The 14,184-nt window shown below is 65.1% G+C and carries 15 protein-coding genes and 1 tRNA gene; 5 read left to right on the top strand and 11 right to left on the bottom strand.

Annotation, left to right across the window (positions count from 1 at the left end; genetic code table 11):
* Positions 1-2: 2 nt before the first annotated feature.
* The 3 genes from FIU89_RS04095 to FIU89_RS04085 are packed head-to-tail and all read right to left on the bottom strand — an operon-like array spanning position 3 to position 2,040.
* Positions 3-575: a peroxidase-related enzyme gene (locus FIU89_RS04095; RefSeq protein WP_152491414.1), complete on the bottom strand. Its 573-nt coding sequence runs from the start codon at positions 573-575 to the stop codon at positions 3-5.
* Positions 572-1,321 (bottom strand): GNAT family N-acetyltransferase, encoded by a 750-nt coding sequence (locus tag FIU89_RS04090; RefSeq protein WP_152491413.1) that lies wholly within the window; start codon positions 1,319-1,321, stop codon positions 572-574. The genes FIU89_RS04095 and FIU89_RS04090 overlap by 4 nt, the downstream gene beginning before the upstream one ends.
* Positions 1,318-2,040, bottom strand: coding sequence for a molybdopterin-binding protein (locus FIU89_RS04085; protein ID WP_152491412.1), 723 nt, complete (start codon positions 2,038-2,040; stop codon positions 1,318-1,320). Before FIU89_RS04085 ends, FIU89_RS04090 begins: the two co-directional genes overlap by 4 nt.
* A 46-nt stretch (positions 2,041-2,086) precedes the next feature.
* Here FIU89_RS04085 and sfsA point away from each other — a divergent pair, with 46 nt between their 5' ends.
* Together sfsA and map are read left to right on the top strand one after the other, a co-directional pair.
* Complete coding sequence (sfsA, locus tag FIU89_RS04080) at positions 2,087-2,788, top strand: DNA/RNA nuclease SfsA (protein WP_152491411.1); 702 nt, start codon at positions 2,087-2,089, stop codon at positions 2,786-2,788.
* A 60-nt stretch (positions 2,789-2,848) separates the two neighbouring features.
* Positions 2,849-3,676 (top strand): type I methionyl aminopeptidase, encoded by an 828-nt coding sequence (map, locus tag FIU89_RS04075; RefSeq protein ID WP_152491410.1) that lies wholly within the window; start codon positions 2,849-2,851, stop codon positions 3,674-3,676.
* Positions 3,677-3,784: 108 nt separating this feature from the next.
* Here the strand turns inward: map and FIU89_RS04070 are convergent, their stop codons facing one another.
* The 5 genes from FIU89_RS04070 to FIU89_RS04050 all read right to left on the bottom strand — a co-directional run bounded on the left by FIU89_RS04070 (position 3,785) and on the right by FIU89_RS04050 (position 9,647).
* Positions 3,785-4,438 carry a DUF2268 domain-containing putative Zn-dependent protease gene (locus FIU89_RS04070; RefSeq protein WP_172978021.1) on the bottom strand — a complete coding sequence of 218 codons (654 nt, stop codon included), beginning with the start codon at positions 4,436-4,438 and terminating at the stop codon, positions 3,785-3,787.
* Between the two features lie 394 nt (positions 4,439-4,832).
* Complete coding sequence (locus tag FIU89_RS04065) at positions 4,833-5,984, bottom strand: benzoate/H(+) symporter BenE family transporter (protein WP_152491408.1); 1,152 nt, start codon at positions 5,982-5,984, stop codon at positions 4,833-4,835.
* Positions 5,984-6,223, bottom strand: a complete 240-nt coding sequence (locus FIU89_RS04060; protein ID WP_152491407.1) for a DUF3253 domain-containing protein — start codon at positions 6,221-6,223, stop codon at positions 5,984-5,986. The genes FIU89_RS04065 and FIU89_RS04060 overlap by 1 nt, the downstream gene beginning before the upstream one ends.
* 27 nt (positions 6,224-6,250) lie before the next feature.
* The gene (gene ileS, locus FIU89_RS04055; RefSeq protein ID WP_152491406.1) at positions 6,251-9,217 is read right to left on the bottom strand and encodes an isoleucine--tRNA ligase; all 2,967 of its coding nucleotides are present in this window, start codon (positions 9,215-9,217) and stop codon (positions 6,251-6,253) included.
* A 217-nt stretch (positions 9,218-9,434) separates the two neighbouring features.
* On the bottom strand, positions 9,435-9,647 hold the full coding sequence (locus tag FIU89_RS04050) for a hypothetical protein (protein WP_152491405.1): 213 nt from the start codon (positions 9,645-9,647) through the stop codon (positions 9,435-9,437).
* Between FIU89_RS04050 and FIU89_RS04045 the strand changes: the two genes are divergently transcribed.
* The gene (locus FIU89_RS04045) at positions 9,646-10,065 is read left to right on the top strand and encodes a group III truncated hemoglobin (protein ID WP_152491404.1); all 420 of its coding nucleotides are present in this window, start codon (positions 9,646-9,648) and stop codon (positions 10,063-10,065) included. The genes FIU89_RS04050 and FIU89_RS04045 overlap by 2 nt on opposite strands.
* Before the next feature lie 114 nt (positions 10,066-10,179).
* Here the strand turns inward: FIU89_RS04045 and FIU89_RS04040 are convergent, their stop codons facing one another.
* Genes FIU89_RS04040 through FIU89_RS04030 form a run of 3 tightly spaced genes read right to left on the bottom strand, consistent with a single transcriptional unit; the run spans position 10,180 to position 13,033 of the window.
* Positions 10,180-11,187, bottom strand: a complete 1,008-nt coding sequence (locus tag FIU89_RS04040; protein ID WP_152491403.1) for a YcjF family protein — start codon at positions 11,185-11,187, stop codon at positions 10,180-10,182.
* On the bottom strand, positions 11,184-11,609 hold the full coding sequence (locus tag FIU89_RS04035; RefSeq protein ID WP_152491402.1) for an N-acetyltransferase: 426 nt from the start codon (positions 11,607-11,609) through the stop codon (positions 11,184-11,186). Before FIU89_RS04035 ends, FIU89_RS04040 begins: the two co-directional genes overlap by 4 nt.
* Entirely contained in the window at positions 11,606-13,033 is a 1,428-nt protein-coding gene (locus FIU89_RS04030) for a YcjX family protein (protein WP_152491401.1), read from the bottom strand. The genes FIU89_RS04035 and FIU89_RS04030 overlap by 4 nt, the downstream gene beginning before the upstream one ends.
* A 104-nt stretch (positions 13,034-13,137) precedes the next feature.
* Here FIU89_RS04030 and truA point away from each other — a divergent pair, with 104 nt between their 5' ends.
* Positions 13,138-13,905, top strand: coding sequence for a tRNA pseudouridine(38-40) synthase TruA (gene truA / locus FIU89_RS04025; RefSeq protein ID WP_152491400.1), 768 nt, complete (start codon positions 13,138-13,140; stop codon positions 13,903-13,905).
* A gap of 48 nt (positions 13,906-13,953) precedes the next feature.
* Positions 13,954-14,030, top strand: a tRNA-Arg gene (locus tag FIU89_RS04020).
* The last annotated feature ends 154 nt before the right edge of the window (positions 14,031-14,184 follow it).

Here is a 14,184-nt window from a genome sequence, read left to right as displayed (position 1 = left end):
GATCAGCGGGCCTGGCCGTGATATTCGGGGTTGGGCTTCATGCCCGTGGCACTGGCCATCCGGTTCGACATGCTGAAGAACCCTACCACGGCGGCGATGTCCCAGATATCGCGCTCGGAAAAGCCAGCATCGCGCAGCGCCTGCCGGTCCGCCTCGACCGTCTCGGCGCTGGCCTTGGTGATCTTCTCGGCAAATTCCAGCATTGCCGTCTGCCGCGCGTCCAGGTCGGCCGCGCGCCAGTTCATCACCATCGCCTCGCCCAGGGCCGGATCGCCCGATAGTGCCCGCACCGCGGCCCCATGCGCCACCTGGCAATACCAGCAGCGGTTGATCGAACTCACGACAACCGCGATCATCTCGCGCTCCAGCTTGCTGAGGCCACTGTCGCCCAGCATCAGCTCGTTATACATGGCCGTGAAGGCGTTCAGCTTCTCGATATCGAAGGCATAGGCCCGCAGCACATTCGGGATCATGCCCAGCCTGTCCTGGCACACGTCGAAGTATTTCTGCGTATCTGCGGGCAGAGGGTCCGCCATCGGCAGGTTCAGGGCGGTGGGCAGATCGTCGTGGCTCATGGGGTCTTGCCATCCTTCTTGATGCGGTAATGATACTGTCCCACAAGCGTCATCCCGAGGGAAGAGTAGAGCGCGTTGGCCGCGTCGTTCGCGATGGTGCACAATACGCTCACATGCGTCGCCCCCTGCCCGGCGGCCCAATGCGCCGCGTGATGCGTCAGGTGCCGGCCCAGCCCGCCGCGCCGCTCGCCCTGCCGGACCTCCAGCGCGTGGATCATCGCCACCCCGTCCGAGATCGCGACGAACCCAGTGGCCGCGGGCCGGTTCGCCGTCCGCCCGAACAGCGAGGTCTTGGGCCCCTCCACCCGGCGCATCACGTCGATCCGCGCAGGCCCGATGCCGCCCTCGTCCCAGATATCCAGCTGGATCGCCATCGGCTCCCACAGGTCGAAGGTCGTCACCGGCGGCGGGTCCTCGCCCGTCAGCGTATCGACCGGGCAGACATACATGTTCACCGGGTCGATCACGTCATACCCCGCAGCCCTCAACATCGCATCCAGCGACTCGTCGCCATGCCGGATCATGAACAACAGGTCCTGCCCCATCTCGCGCATCTTAGCCTCGGCCTCGGGCAGCGCCTCGCGGCTGACCGGCGTGCCCGGCTTGCGCAGCGTCGTCGCCGAAACCCGCTTGCCCCCGCCCTTTCCGTCGCGCAGGGTCCACGGTCCCGCCTCATGCATCGCGGCGGCGGGCCACGTGGCCTCCGTCACCGCGTAAAGCCTGCTGGCATCCGGCAGCCCGCTCATGCCGGAAACGCCTCTTGCAGGTCCTGCATCGCGCGTGTCACCTCCGCTTCGTCCTGTCCCCGGATCACCACGTTCACCCCAAAACGCCCGTTCACGATGAACGGGTACGACCCGAAGGACAGCGCGTCATACCGCTCGGCCAGCGCGCCCAGCGGCCCCGCGATGTCGCCCTCGCCGCGCTCCACGCGCAAGGTCTGCGACACCACCGGCTGTCCGCCCGTCAGCGTCGGCAACAGCCCTTCAACCATCGCCTCGAAGATCTTGGGCACGCCCGCCATCACATGCACGTTTTCCAGGGTGAACCCCGGCGCCCCGCTCACCGGGTTGTCGATCAGCGTCGCCCCCTCCGGCACCCGCGCCATGCGCAGCCGCGCCTCGTTGATCTCCAGCCCCTGACGCTCGTAATGCGCCTCCAGGATGGCCCGCGCATCGTCGCGCACACCGATAGGCAGGCCAAAGGCCGCCGCCACGTTCTCGGCGGTGATGTCGTCATGTGTGGGCCCGATCCCGCCCGAGGTGAACAGGTGATCATACGCCCCCGCCAGCGACTTGACCGCCTCCTGGATGGCGCGCGGATCGTCCGCCACCACGCGCACCTCCAACAGGTCGATCCCGTGCCCGGTCAGGCGGCCCGCAAGGTGATGCATGTTGGCATCGCGCGTGCGGCCCGACAGGATCTCGTCACCGATCACCAGCATCGCGGCGGTTGGGTTGGGCATGGCGGCTCTCCTTGCAGCAGGTCTGGCTCCGGTATAGGCATGGCGGATGCGCTTTCAAACCCCTCTTGAACCGGCCACGCTGATCCGCCGCTACAAACGCTTCCTCGCCGATATAAGGCTCGAGGACGGGCGCGAGGTCACGGCCCATTGCGCCAATCCCGGCTCGATGATGGGGCTGGCGAACGAAGGAACCCGCATCTGGGTCGAACCCAACGACGATCCGAAGAAAAAGCTGAAATACGGCTGGCGGCTGGTCGATCATGGGCATGGCCATTTCACCGGCGTCGACACCGGCCTGCCCAACAAGGCCCTGAAGGCCGCGCTGACCGCTGGCGACATCCCCGAGCTTGCCGCCTACGACACCGTCCTGTCCGAACAGAAATACGGGCAAAACAGCCGGATCGACTTCCTTTTGCGCGGCGCGGACCTGCCCGACGCCTATGTCGAGGTCAAATCCGTCACGCTCAGCCGCGAAAAGGGCCTTGCCGAGTTCCCCGACAGCGTCACCGTCCGCGGCGCGAAACACCTGCGAGAGCTGGCGGACATGGCCAAATCAGGCCACCGCGCCGTGCTCTTCTACCTCGTCCAGCGCACCGACTGCACGCGTCTGACCGTGGCCGCCGACATAGACCACGTCTATGCCGAGGCGCTGCTGATGGCCCGCCTCGCCGGTGTCGAGGTTCTGGCCTACGATTGTGCAATTACCCCCGAAGAGGTGGAAATTCGGCGCACATTACCCCTGCGATGACCGGCCCCTCTGGTTCTCGGGCGGGATTCGGCCTACATACTTTCCCAACACCTGACAGACATGGACCCAGACGTGAACGAACAGCACCGAGGCAGACTGACCCGCGATGGCATCCGCATCCACGAGGCGGCGGATTTCGCCGGTATGCACAAGGCCGGTGCGCTTGCGGCCGAGATATTGGACGAGGTCGCCGACTTGGTGGAGGTGGGCCAGACCACCGCCGTTCTGGACAAGTTCATCGAGGACAAGGTCAACGAGGCCGGCGCGAAATCCGCCACTATCGGCTACAAGGGCTATCAGCACGCCAGCTGCATCAGCGTCAATCACGTGGTCTGCCACGGCATCCCCGGCGACAAGAAGCTGAAGGATGGCGATATCCTGAACATCGACGTCACCGTGATCGTCGACGGCTGGTACGGCGACACCTCGCGCATGTATGTCGCGGGGCGCCGCAACCGCAAGATCGAGCGCCTGATCCAGATCACCCATGACAGCCTGATGAAGGGGATCGAGGCGGTGAAGCCCGGCAACACCTTCGGCGATGTCGGCCACGCGATCCAAAGCTTCGTCGAAGGCCAGCGCATGAGCGTTGTGCGCGATTTCTGCGGCCACGGTTTGGGCCGTGTCTTCCACGCGCCGCCCAACGTGCTGCATTACGGTCGCTCGGGCACAGGCCCCACGCTTGAAGAAGGCATGTTCTTCACCATCGAGCCGATGGTCAACCTCGGCCGCCCCGAAACCAAGGTGCTCTCCGACGACTGGACCGCCGTCACCCGCGACCGCTCGCTCTCGGCCCAGTTCGAGCATTCCATCGGCGTCACCGCAGACGGCTGCGAGATCTTCACCCTGTCTCCCGGCAATCGCTTCCATCCGACCTGGAGGGACTAGGCGAAGCGCAAGGCCCGCAACGGCGGCTTGGAGCCCAGACCACCTGATGCTGCAGCGCACACGAATGGCTGCTATCAGCGACGTCGCGACGTTTGTTTCGGCCGTGTGTCACCGGTGATTGACGACATCTTCGAGGACCTCACGAAACCTGCAAGCTTCGGCATGAACCAATTTGGCGGGCGTCTCGTCGGGATATCGTTTCAAGAACTGGCGAACCAAGGAAAACCCCAGAGAGTAGCCCCGCCACGCTGGCTCTGTCCCGAAAAACCATGCGGCATGGTCGTATCCTTCGTCACCCCAAGCCGCCGATGCGTCACGCGCCGATCGTGCGAGATCTTTGGTGTCGAGCGCACATTCCCACCTTTCCGGAGGACTGCCGTATAGCTGCTGTGCGAAGTGGCCTGCCAACCCTTCAGTGACAAGGGCTTCACCCAATGAGCGTCCATATCCCGGCCCGCGCCAGCGCAGCACATGGTGCAACTCGTGGACGATCGTTCGCTCGAGGGGTTCGCCCAAATTATGCGCGCAGTTCGGATTGTCAGGGTCAAACGTCAGTTGGATCATATCGCCGGTGGGTGCGTATCCCATGAACCCGAGGTGAGCGATTGCACGGCCAGGCCAAGCCTGCACGACCACATCGATATCAACGGGCTCGGTTACAGTCTCCGCACGCGCTTGCGCTCTTTCAATCGCGTCGTGGATCGGCGTGCCGAGGCCGTCGAACCGACCGGAAGCATTGGCAAGATGAATTCTCCAACTCATGAAGCCATATCTATGCCTGCCCCGCGTGATCTTCCAGATCACCGAAGCTGACTTCCGCATATCCCTGCGAAGGTTCGCTTCGTCCCGCAAAGCCGACATTCGTGCCACCAGCAACGAATGCCGGGATCGAGCCAGAGTGAGACACCAATATCGAGCCCCCAGCCGGTTAACAGCCGCGAAGCGGCCCGGCCATCGTCAGCGCCTCCCTCGGGCTGGCGATTTGGCTGAGGCTGGGCGCCTTGATCATTCCGAGGCTGTGTTTGGCAGGCATTAGGTGCTTCACATTTGCCGTCGGATCGTCACCCCAGGGGCTGACGCTCGCCTCCTTTGTGCCTTGCATGATTGCGTATCGAGCTTCGTAGGGTGGGTGAAAACCCACGCGCTACTCCACGGCCTACCCCTTCATCCACTTCACGAACTGCACGAGCCCCCCGGCCAGAAGCCCCCAGACTGCCCCGCCCAGCCCGAACACCGTCACGCCCGAGGCCGTGACCACGAAGGTGATCACCGCCGCCTCGCGATACTCCGCATCGCCCAGCGCCGCCGCCGTCGAGTTGGCGAAGACGCCCAACAGGGCCACCCCCGCCACGCTCGCCATCACCATCGGCGGCGCAAGGCCCGCGAAGGTCGTGATCACGCCGGCAAATACCCCCAACACGCAGTAAAACACCCCCGCCATCACCGCCGACCAATAGCGTTTCGCGGGGTCCGGGTGGCTGTCCTCGTCCGCGCACATCGCCGCGGTGATGGCCGCCAGACACGTCTGCGGCGCGCCGCCCGGCGCCGACAGCACGCTGAACCCGCCCACGACACTCAACAATGGCCCCGGCTCCGGCGCGTATCCATGCGCCCGCATCACCGCCAGACCGGGCACGTTCTGCGTCGCCATCGTCACCACGTAAAGCGGCAGGCCGATCCCCAGAACGGCGGCCAGCGAGACCTCCGGCATCACGAAAACCGGCGCCGTCACCCAGCCTCCGGCATCAAACGCGGCCAGGTCGCCGTAGACCAGCACCGTGATCCCCGCCGCCACGACCGCGCCCGGTACCGCCAACAACTTGTTGATCCGGCCCAGCACAAACCACGCCGCCAGGATCGGCCCGATCACCACCGGCGTCTCGGCCACCGCCAGCACCGGCACGACCACCAGCGGCATCAGCACGCCCCCCAGCATCGCCTGCGCCAGCGGCGCCGGTATCGCCGCCGCCAGCCGCCCCAGCGGCCGCCAAAGCCCCGAGATCACCGTCAAAGCCCCCGCCACCAGGAACCCGGCCACCGCACCGGCAAACCCCGCTTCCACAGGAGCCGTCACCGCCAGCAGCGCCGCCCCCGGCGTCGACCACGCGACCGAGGCGGGCATCTTCGTCCACAGGCTCAGCACGATCCCCGCCAGCCCCATCGCCAGCGCCGCCGCCATCAGGCCCGAGGCCGCCTGCGCATCGCTCGCCCCCACAGCGGCCAACCCCTGCAACACGATGGGAAAGGAACTGAAAAATCCGACCATGGCCACCACGAACCCGGTCGAAATCGTCTGGATGGGTGGCATCACGTCTCTCCTTCGGCCAGCCCCAGCCGGATCGGCCCCGTGGCCTCCACCGGATCGACGGCCACGCCTTTCTGCGTCGCCACCAGCGGCAACCCTGCCGCCACCTCGCGCACCCTTGGCATCAAATCCCGCCACTCTTCGGACAACACCCGCGCTGCCTCGGACGGGCAAAAGGTCTTGCCCGCCCCACGCGCCCGCGCCAGCCGCATCAGTTCTTCGGCGATCTCGTCATCCGTCATATCGTAGGGTGGGTGAAAACCCACCCCTTATCCCAACGCCGCATCACACCGCGCACAGACCCCCGGATGCTTGTGCGTGCCCACATCCGGCAGGATCTTCCAGCACCGCTGGCACTTCTCGCCTTCCGCGCGCTCGAACACTACGGTCACACCGTCCACTTCCGGCAGGCGGTACGCCTCCGCCGGGCTGGGATCGTCGGTCAGCCGGATATCGGAGGTGATGCAGATATCGTCGAAATTGACCGATTTCAGCACTTCCAGCGCGTCGGCATCCCGCACATGAACCACCGGCGCGGCCTCCAGGCTCGCCCCGATCACCTTGTCCGTCCGCTGCACCTCCAGCGCCGCCGTCACCACGCGCCGCGCCTGCCGCACCGTGGCCCATTTCGCCGCCAGCGGCTCGTTCAGCCACTCCTTCGGCGTCTGGGGGATATCCACCAGGTGCACCGAGCTGTCCTCGCCCGGGAACCGTTCCAGCCAGACCTCTTCCATGGTGAACACCAGCACCGGCGCCAGCCACGTGGTCAGGCGATGGAACAGGATATCCATCACCGTCCGCGCCGCCCGCCGCCGAGCCGTGTCCCCGTCGCAATAGAGCGCATCCTTGCGGATATCGAAGTAGAATGCCGACAGCTCCACCGTGGCGAAATTGAACAGCGCCTGGAACACCCCCTGGAAATCATAGGCGGCATAGCCCGTGCGCACCCGGTGATCCAGTTCCGCCAGCCGGTGCAGCACCCAACGCTCCAGCTCCGGCATGTCGGCGGGCGCGACGCGGTCATCTTCGCTGAAATGGCTCAACGCCCCCAGAAGGAAGCGCATCGTGTTGCGCAACCGGCGATAACTGTCGGCGGTCCCCTTCAGGATCTCCGGCCCGATCCGCTGATCGTTGGTATAATCCGTCTGCGCCACCCACAGCCTCAGGATATCCGCGCCATACTGCTTGACCACCTCGTCCGGCACGATGGTATTGCCGAGCGACTTGGACATCTTGTTGCCCTTCTCGTCCAGCGTAAACCCGTGGGTCAGCACGCCCCGGTACGGCGCATGTCCCGTGGTGCCGCAGCTTTGCAGCATGGACGAATGGAACCACCCCCGGTGCTGGTCCGTGCCTTCCAGGTACAGATCCGCCATCCCGTCCTCGGAGCCGTCCGCGCGATCGCGCAGAACGAAAGCATGGGTCGAGCCGGAATCAAACCAGACGTCGAGAATGTCGTCGACCTTCTCCCACTCGCCCGGATCATAGTCATTCCCCAGGAACCGCTCCTTCGCGCCCTCCTTGTACCACGCATCCGCGCCCTCGGCCTCGAACGCCTCAAGGATGCGCGCGTTGACCGCCTCATCCCGCAGCAGAAAGCCCTCGTCCGTGGGCATCGCGCCCTTTTTGACAAAACAAGTCAGCGGCACGCCCCACGCCCGTTGACGGGACAAAACCCAGTCCGGCCGCGATTCCATCATGGAATACAAACGGTTACGCCCAGTCTTGGGCGTCCACTGCACCTTGTCGATCTCGGTCAGGGCACGTTCCCGGATTGTGGTGCCGCTGTCGTCCTGCCCGTCACCCACCTCGCGATCGATCGCGGCGAACCACTGCGGCGTGTTGCGATAGATCACCGGCGCCTTCGACCGCCAGCTATGGGGATAGCTGTGCTTGATCTTGCCCCGCGCCAGCAGGCCACCCACCTCCACCAGCTTGTCGATGATCGTCTTGTTGGCGTTGCCCTCCTTGCCCTTGCGGTCAAGGATATAGGTGCCGCCAAAGAACGGCAGATCGGCGCGGAAGCCGCCATCGTCCATCACGTTATAGGTGATGACCTGGTCCAGCATCCCAAGGCCACGATAAAGCTCGTATTCCTCCATCCCGTGGCTGGGCGCGCAATGCACGAACCCGGTGCCTTCCTCGTCGGTCACGAAATCGGCGGCGCGGAAATCGCGCAGGTCGTCCCACTCGCCATTCGACCCCTCGGCCCCGTGCAGCGGGTGTTTCAGGCTCAGGCCAGACAACTCGTCTGCGGTCACATCCCGCACGCGCGTCCACTGATCGTCGTTCAGACGCGCGCGGCCCATCACGTCGCCGGCCAGCTTGTCGGCCAGGATGAACCTGTCGCCCACATTGGCCCAGCACTCGTCCGGCGTCCCGGTGACCTCATAGAGGCCATAGGCGATATCCTCGCCATACACGACCGCCTTGTTCGACGGCATGGTCCAGGGCGTCGTGGTCCAGATGACGACGTAGGCTCCAGCAAGCTCAGCCAAGCGATTGGAAAGTTCGTCAACACGGTCGAAGTCTCGGCCAATGGCACCCTTATTTCGCTCGGAAACCTCGAACTTCACCCAAACCGTAAAGCTCTCCTTGTCGTGATACTCCACCTCCGCCTCGGCCAGCGCGGTCTTCTCGATGGGCGACCACATCACCGGCTTCGAGCCCTGATACAAAGTCCCGTTCATCAGGAACTTCTGGAATTCCTCCGCGATGATCCGCTCTGCGCGGAAATCCATCGTCAGATAGGGCTTTTCCCACTTGCCGGTCACGCCCAGCCGTTTGAATTCGTCGCGCTGGATGTCGATCCAGCCTTCGGCAAACTTGCGGCACTCGGCGCGGAAATCGACGATATCCACCGCGTCCTTGTTCTGGCCCTTCTTGCGGTACTGCTCTTCGATCTTCCACTCGATCGGCAGGCCGTGACAATCCCAGCCGGGGATGTAGCGCGCATCGCGCCCCATCATCTGCTGGGACCGCACAACCATGTCCTTCAGGATCTTGTTCAGCGCGTGGCCGATATGCAGATGCCCGTTGGCATAGGGCGGTCCGTCATGCAGCGTAAACGGCTGGCGCGGCTCGGCGTCCGCCTTCTCGCGCAGGCGGTCATAGACCTTCAGGCCGTTCCATCGCTCCAGCCACTCGGGCTCGCGCTTGGGCAGGCCCGCGCGCATCGGGAACTCGGTCTGCGGCAGGTTCAGCGTGTCTTTGTAATCGGGTGTCTCGGAACACATCTGTGACGTCCTTTGTCACTGGCATTTCAATCTCTGGGTGGGGGCGGCGCGGTGCGTCCATACGCCTATGATCCCGGCGGCTCGTCTGTTTCAGAGCGCCGGGCATGTAATTCGAATGATGATCGCAAAGCGGGTCATGATGGGGGGCGTTATAGGTGGGCGCGTTCCAAGGAGCAAGCCGTAGAACCCCGGCCCCGCCGACGGCGGCCAAGACTTTTCAGAAAAGTCTTGGCAAAAGCCTTCTCAAGGCTTTTGCAACGCCCGCCCCGTTAACCCGCCGGATCGGCAAAATCCGCACCGTCGGCGGACCACCCAAATACCGACGCGATACCGACGTGCCGATTTCCGGCAAACCGGCGGCGTTAACCATGTTTTCCGAATCGTGTTTGCCATTGCATCCGGCCCATCCAACGGCCAGATTCGAGGCCATGACACCGGCCCTGCCCCCCCGTTTCGAGATCACCCGCGCCGAGATCGAGCGCGTGGTCTCTGCCTTCTACGCCGCGTGCCGCGCCCACCCCGGCCTGGCCCCTGTCTTTGCCGCCCATGTCACCGACTGGCCCGCGCACGAGGCCCGCGTCAGCGATTTCTGGGCCAACACGATCCTGCACGAGCGGTGCTATGTGGGCAATGCCATGCAGACCCATGTGCAGGCGGGCAACGTCAAACCCGGCATGTTCTCGACATGGCTCGACCTCTTCGAAACCACCCTGCACTCCGAGCTACCCCCGGCCAAGGCCGCCGCCTGGTCGGCGCTCGCCCACCGCATCGGTCAGACCCTGCGCGCAGGCGTCGTGAACCGCGAGACACATCCCGGCGGCGTGCCGAAACTGGGCAACCCGTTCTGACGCACGCAACGGCGACCGGACGTTAACGATTTCCCGCTAATTTGGGTAAAGTCTTGAGGCTATAACTGCCTTGAGGCGAAAACACCGACCCAACGAACGAAAACCATCGCTCGTTTACCCTTTGTTAACCCCGCCGAAGAGGCCAGTCAGCGCCCTTTGCACCATCCGCGTGACCGAGGGCCGCTTGCCCGCCCGGAACGGCAGGGGCCGGCAGACTTCCATCGCCGCGACGCCCACCCGCGCGGTCAGCGCGCCATTGACGATCCCCTCGCCGAACCGGCGCGACACCTTGGACAAAAGGCTCCCCCCGGCAACCGAGCCAATCAGGTCGTCGCCCACCGCCACGGCGCCCGTGGCCACAAGATGCGTCATCACCGCGCGGGCCAGCCGCCAGCTTCCCAGCGTGCCAGAACGACCGCCATAGATCTCCGCGATGCGCCGGATCATCCGCAGGTTCGACGTCAGCGCCGCGATCACGTCGGCAAAGGCCAGCGGCACTACCGCCGTCACCGTTGCCACCTGTCGTGCGGCGGCCTCGATCTCGCGCGCCGCGGCCCGGTCCAGCGGCGCCAACAGCTCGGTTTCGGCCAGCCCCAGCAGGCTGCCCGCATCCATCTGCTCGGGGCCATAATCCCGCAAACGGTCGCGCCCCCAGCTCGTATCGTCGCGGCCCGAATAAAGCTGCGTCAGGTCCTGCACCACGCCCCGCGCCTGTTTGAGGTCCGCCCCAGCCAGCGCCGCATCCGCCGCCCGGTGCAGCTTGTCGATACGTGCCAGCCGGGAAAACGCCGCCATCTCGCGGATGACGATGATCAGGCAGACAAGGGCAAACGCCGCGATCAGCGCGGTCACGGCGTATCCCAGCACCACGTTCCGCGCCAGCAACGCCATCACGAAATCCCACGCGGCAAAGGAAATCACCGCCCCCAGGATCGACAGCAACAACCCCCAGAACCACCGCGCCAGGCGCGATGGTTTCTTCGCCGCCAGCGTCGCCACGGTCTGCATTGCCCGCCCCTCGGCATGACCTTCCACCACAGGGTCCGGCACCGGCGGCGCCATGTCGGGGCGTGGGTTGTCGCCTTCCTCTTCGATGTCGATCAGAACCGGCCGCTTGCTCATGACTCCACCCTGCGTTCCGGCGGCCAGACCATCAGGATCTCGGGCCGCCCCTCGTCATTTCTCGCACCATCGGCGCGCGTCTTCTCGGCAAAGCCGTGCCGGCAATAGAACCGCCGCCCTCCAGCATTTTCCTCGGCAACCCAAAGGTTTAGCCGATCCCGCTCTCGCTTGGCATCCAGCAACAACAGGCGGCCCACCCCTTTGCCCTGCGCCTTTGGATGCACGTAAAGCGCATGTAGTTCGGGGCCCGTGCAAAGGATGAAACCGGCCAGTCGCGTATCGTCGCGCACCGCCCGGACACAGCCGCGCCGCGTCATCCTGACCATGATTTTCAGGTCATCCCACCAATGCCCGCTTCGATGCTGCCACAAGACGGCCAACAGCCCCGGCACATGCTTCAGACGTGCGTCGAAAGGGGTCATAACCGATCCCCGATCAGAAACTGCGCCGCCCGATCCAGCCGGATATGCGGTGGGCCTTCGCCGCGTTTCAGCGTCAGGCGCGCGGGGGCGAAATTCATCACCTCGTACTCGGCCTCCAACCACGCTTCGGCTCCGTCCCGCGCCGGCCCCAGCAAATGCGCCGGGTCCTCCGGCAAGGCACCGGGATAAAACGCCGCCTGCTTGCCGCGCCCGCCTTCGGGGCCCATCAGCGTGCCGCGCACGCAATCGAGCGTCTGACCGCCATGCTCCCGCGTTTCCTCGGTCGTGGCCCGCAAGGCGGCAATCGCCATACCCGCCGTCTCCGCCCCGGCGAAATCCGCCCGGTTCCGCGCATCCCGCATCAGCGCCTCGATGATCCCCGTAAGGCGCCCATGTTGCGTATGGTGCAAATGGTCGGCCTTGGTGGCCGCGAACAGGATTTTCTCCACCCGCTGCCCGATCAGAAGCCTGGACAGAAAGGCGTTCCGCCCGGGCCTGAACGCCCCAAGGATATCGGCCATCGCGCGGCGCATGTCCTCGACCGCCTGCGGACCGTTGTGAATGGCCCCCAGCGCATCCACCAGCACGACCTGCCGGTCGATCCTCGAGAAATGATCGCGAAAGAAGGGTTTGACGACCTTGGATTTATAGGCCTCGAACCGCCGCTCCATCTCGCGCCACAGCGACCGGCGCGGCGGGCTGTCGGGCATGGGCAACGGCGCCAAGGTCAGCACCGGAGAGCCGGCCAGATCGCCAGGCAACAGGAACCGCCCTGGCGTGCAGTCCGACAGTCCCGCCGCGCGCGCCGCGTTCAAATAGGCGGTGAACGCCTTGGCCAGCGACTGCGCCACAGGCTCCTCCAGCTTGGCCGTGGCATCCACCTCGCGGGCCTTTGCCAGAAAATCCTGCGCCTGCGCACGCGCCGCCAAACGGCCCAGTGTTTCGGCGGACCATTCCGCATAGCTCTTGTCCATCAGACCCAGGTCCAGCAGCCATTCGCCGGGGTAATCCACGATGTCCAGATGCACCGTACGCGGCCCCTGCAACCCGGCCAGCAACCCCGAGGGGCGCACCCGCAGCGACAGGCGCAACTCCGAAACGGTCCTTGTGCTGTCCGGCCAACGCGGCGTCTCGGCGGTCAGCGCGCCCAAATGTTTTTCATACTCGAACCGGGGCAGCGTATCGTCGGGCTGCGGCTGCAAATAGGCAGCCGAAATGCGTCCTTCGGCGGCGGCGACGAGCCCCGGCATCCGCCCGCGATCCATCAGGTTGGCCACCAGCGAGGTGATGAACACAGTCTTGCCAGCGCGGCTCAGCCCCGTGACGCCCAGCCGGATCACGGGCTCCATGAACGCGCCCGACAGCGTGTCGCCCACGCGCTCCACGCCGCGTGTCAGCCCATCTGCGATATCCGAAAGCACCAAACTGCCCCTTCTCTTTGCCCCCAAGATAGGCCGCACACCCGGCATGTGCCAGAGGGGAGCGTTGGGGGATTGTTCCGCGCCCCCGGCCGCGCTAAGGCCTTTTCATGCCCCGCTATGCATTGAAAGTCGAATATCACGGCGCGCCCTTCGCCGGCTGGCAGCGACAGGCCGATCAGCCTTCGGTGCAAGGCGCGATCGAGGACGCGCTGGCGCGGTTGGAGCCGCGGCCTCACACGATTGCAGCGGCGGGTCGCACCGATGCGGGGGTGCACGGGCTGGCACAGGTCGCGCAATGCGACATGGCCAAGGATTGGGACCCGTTCCGCCTGTCCGAGGCGTTGAATTATCACCTGAAACCCCTGCCCGTCGCGATCCTCGACTGTGCGCAGGTCGCCGACGACTGGCACGCGCGCTTTTCCGCCATCGAGCGTCGCTATCTCTTTCGCCTGCTGGTCCGCCGCGCCCCGGCCACCCACGACAAGGGGCTGGTCTGGCGCGTGCAGAACGCTCTGGATGTCGAGGCCATGCGCGAAGGTGCGGCCCATCTAGTAGGCCACCACGATTTCACGACCTTCCGCTCGACCATCTGCCAGGCGAAAAGCCCCGTGAAAACAATGGACGAGATCGCCATCTCGCAGGTCGAAGGCCTCGGCGGGCGCGAGATCCAGTTCCGCCTGCGCGCCAGGTCCTTCCTGCACAACCAGGTGCGCAGCATCGTCGGCACGCTGGAGCGCGTCGGCGCCGGGGCCTGGGCACCGAACCAGGTGAAAGCGGCGCTCGAGGCCCGCGACCGTGCCGCCTGCGGCCCGGTTTGTCCGCCACAAGGCCTCTATCTTGCGGGCGTCGGCTATCCCGAGGACCCCTTCGCGTGATTTCGCCTTTGAATTCGCACCCGCGCTTGGGTAAGGCTTTCGTCAAGCGGTCCCGTAGCTCAACTGGATAGAGCAGCTGACTTCTAATCAGCAGGTTCGGGGTTCGAGTCCTCGCGGGATCGCCAAAAGGTTTATCGGAGTTCGCCGTACCGAAAAAAGAGGCGTTGCCGCCGGCCTTTTGCAGTCGAGAACCCGCAGTGGACCCAGTGCGCAATGACCGCTTCGGGCGCGTTCTTGCGAAAGCACGGAGACGCAACTAAGTAGACGTCATCACCGCAT

Origin of the sequence: Roseovarius sp. THAF27 (genome assembly GCF_009363655.1) — a bacterium.
Lineage (GTDB): Bacteria > Pseudomonadota > Alphaproteobacteria > Rhodobacterales > Rhodobacteraceae > Roseovarius.
The sequence above is the reverse complement of the archived record's forward strand: the minus strand, read 5'-3'. Positions and strand labels throughout refer to the sequence as shown.

Coding starts and splice junctions, on each gene's coding strand:
- ileS (WP_152491406.1), bottom strand. CDS start 9,217: ATGTGTTCCGAGACACCCGATTACAAAGACACGCTGAACCTGCCGCAG.
- FIU89_RS04035 (WP_152491402.1), bottom strand. CDS start 11,609: ATGACCCCTTTCGACGCACGTCTGAAGCATGTGCCGGGGCTGTTGGCC.
- FIU89_RS04070 (WP_172978021.1), bottom strand. CDS start 4,438: ATGAGTTGGAGAATTCATCTTGCCAATGCTTCCGGTCGGTTCGACGGC.
- truA (WP_152491400.1), top strand. CDS start 13,138: ATGCCCCGCTATGCATTGAAAGTCGAATATCACGGCGCGCCCTTCGCC.
- FIU89_RS04095 (WP_152491414.1), bottom strand. CDS start 575: ATGAGCCACGACGATCTGCCCACCGCCCTGAACCTGCCGATGGCGGAC.
- FIU89_RS04065 (WP_152491408.1), bottom strand. CDS start 5,984: ATGCCACCCATCCAGACGATTTCGACCGGGTTCGTGGTGGCCATGGTC.
- FIU89_RS04050 (WP_152491405.1), bottom strand. CDS start 9,647: ATGGCCTCGAATCTGGCCGTTGGATGGGCCGGATGCAATGGCAAACAC.
- FIU89_RS04045 (WP_152491404.1), top strand. CDS start 9,646: ATGACACCGGCCCTGCCCCCCCGTTTCGAGATCACCCGCGCCGAGATC.
- sfsA (WP_152491411.1), top strand. CDS start 2,087: ATGCGCTTTCAAACCCCTCTTGAACCGGCCACGCTGATCCGCCGCTAC.
- map (WP_152491410.1), top strand. CDS start 2,849: ATGGACCCAGACGTGAACGAACAGCACCGAGGCAGACTGACCCGCGAT.
- FIU89_RS04085 (WP_152491412.1), bottom strand. CDS start 2,040: ATGCCCAACCCAACCGCCGCGATGCTGGTGATCGGTGACGAGATCCTG.
- FIU89_RS04040 (WP_152491403.1), bottom strand. CDS start 11,187: ATGAGCAAGCGGCCGGTTCTGATCGACATCGAAGAGGAAGGCGACAAC.
- FIU89_RS04060 (WP_152491407.1), bottom strand. CDS start 6,223: ATGACGGATGACGAGATCGCCGAAGAACTGATGCGGCTGGCGCGGGCG.
- FIU89_RS04090 (WP_152491413.1), bottom strand. CDS start 1,321: ATGAGCGGGCTGCCGGATGCCAGCAGGCTTTACGCGGTGACGGAGGCC.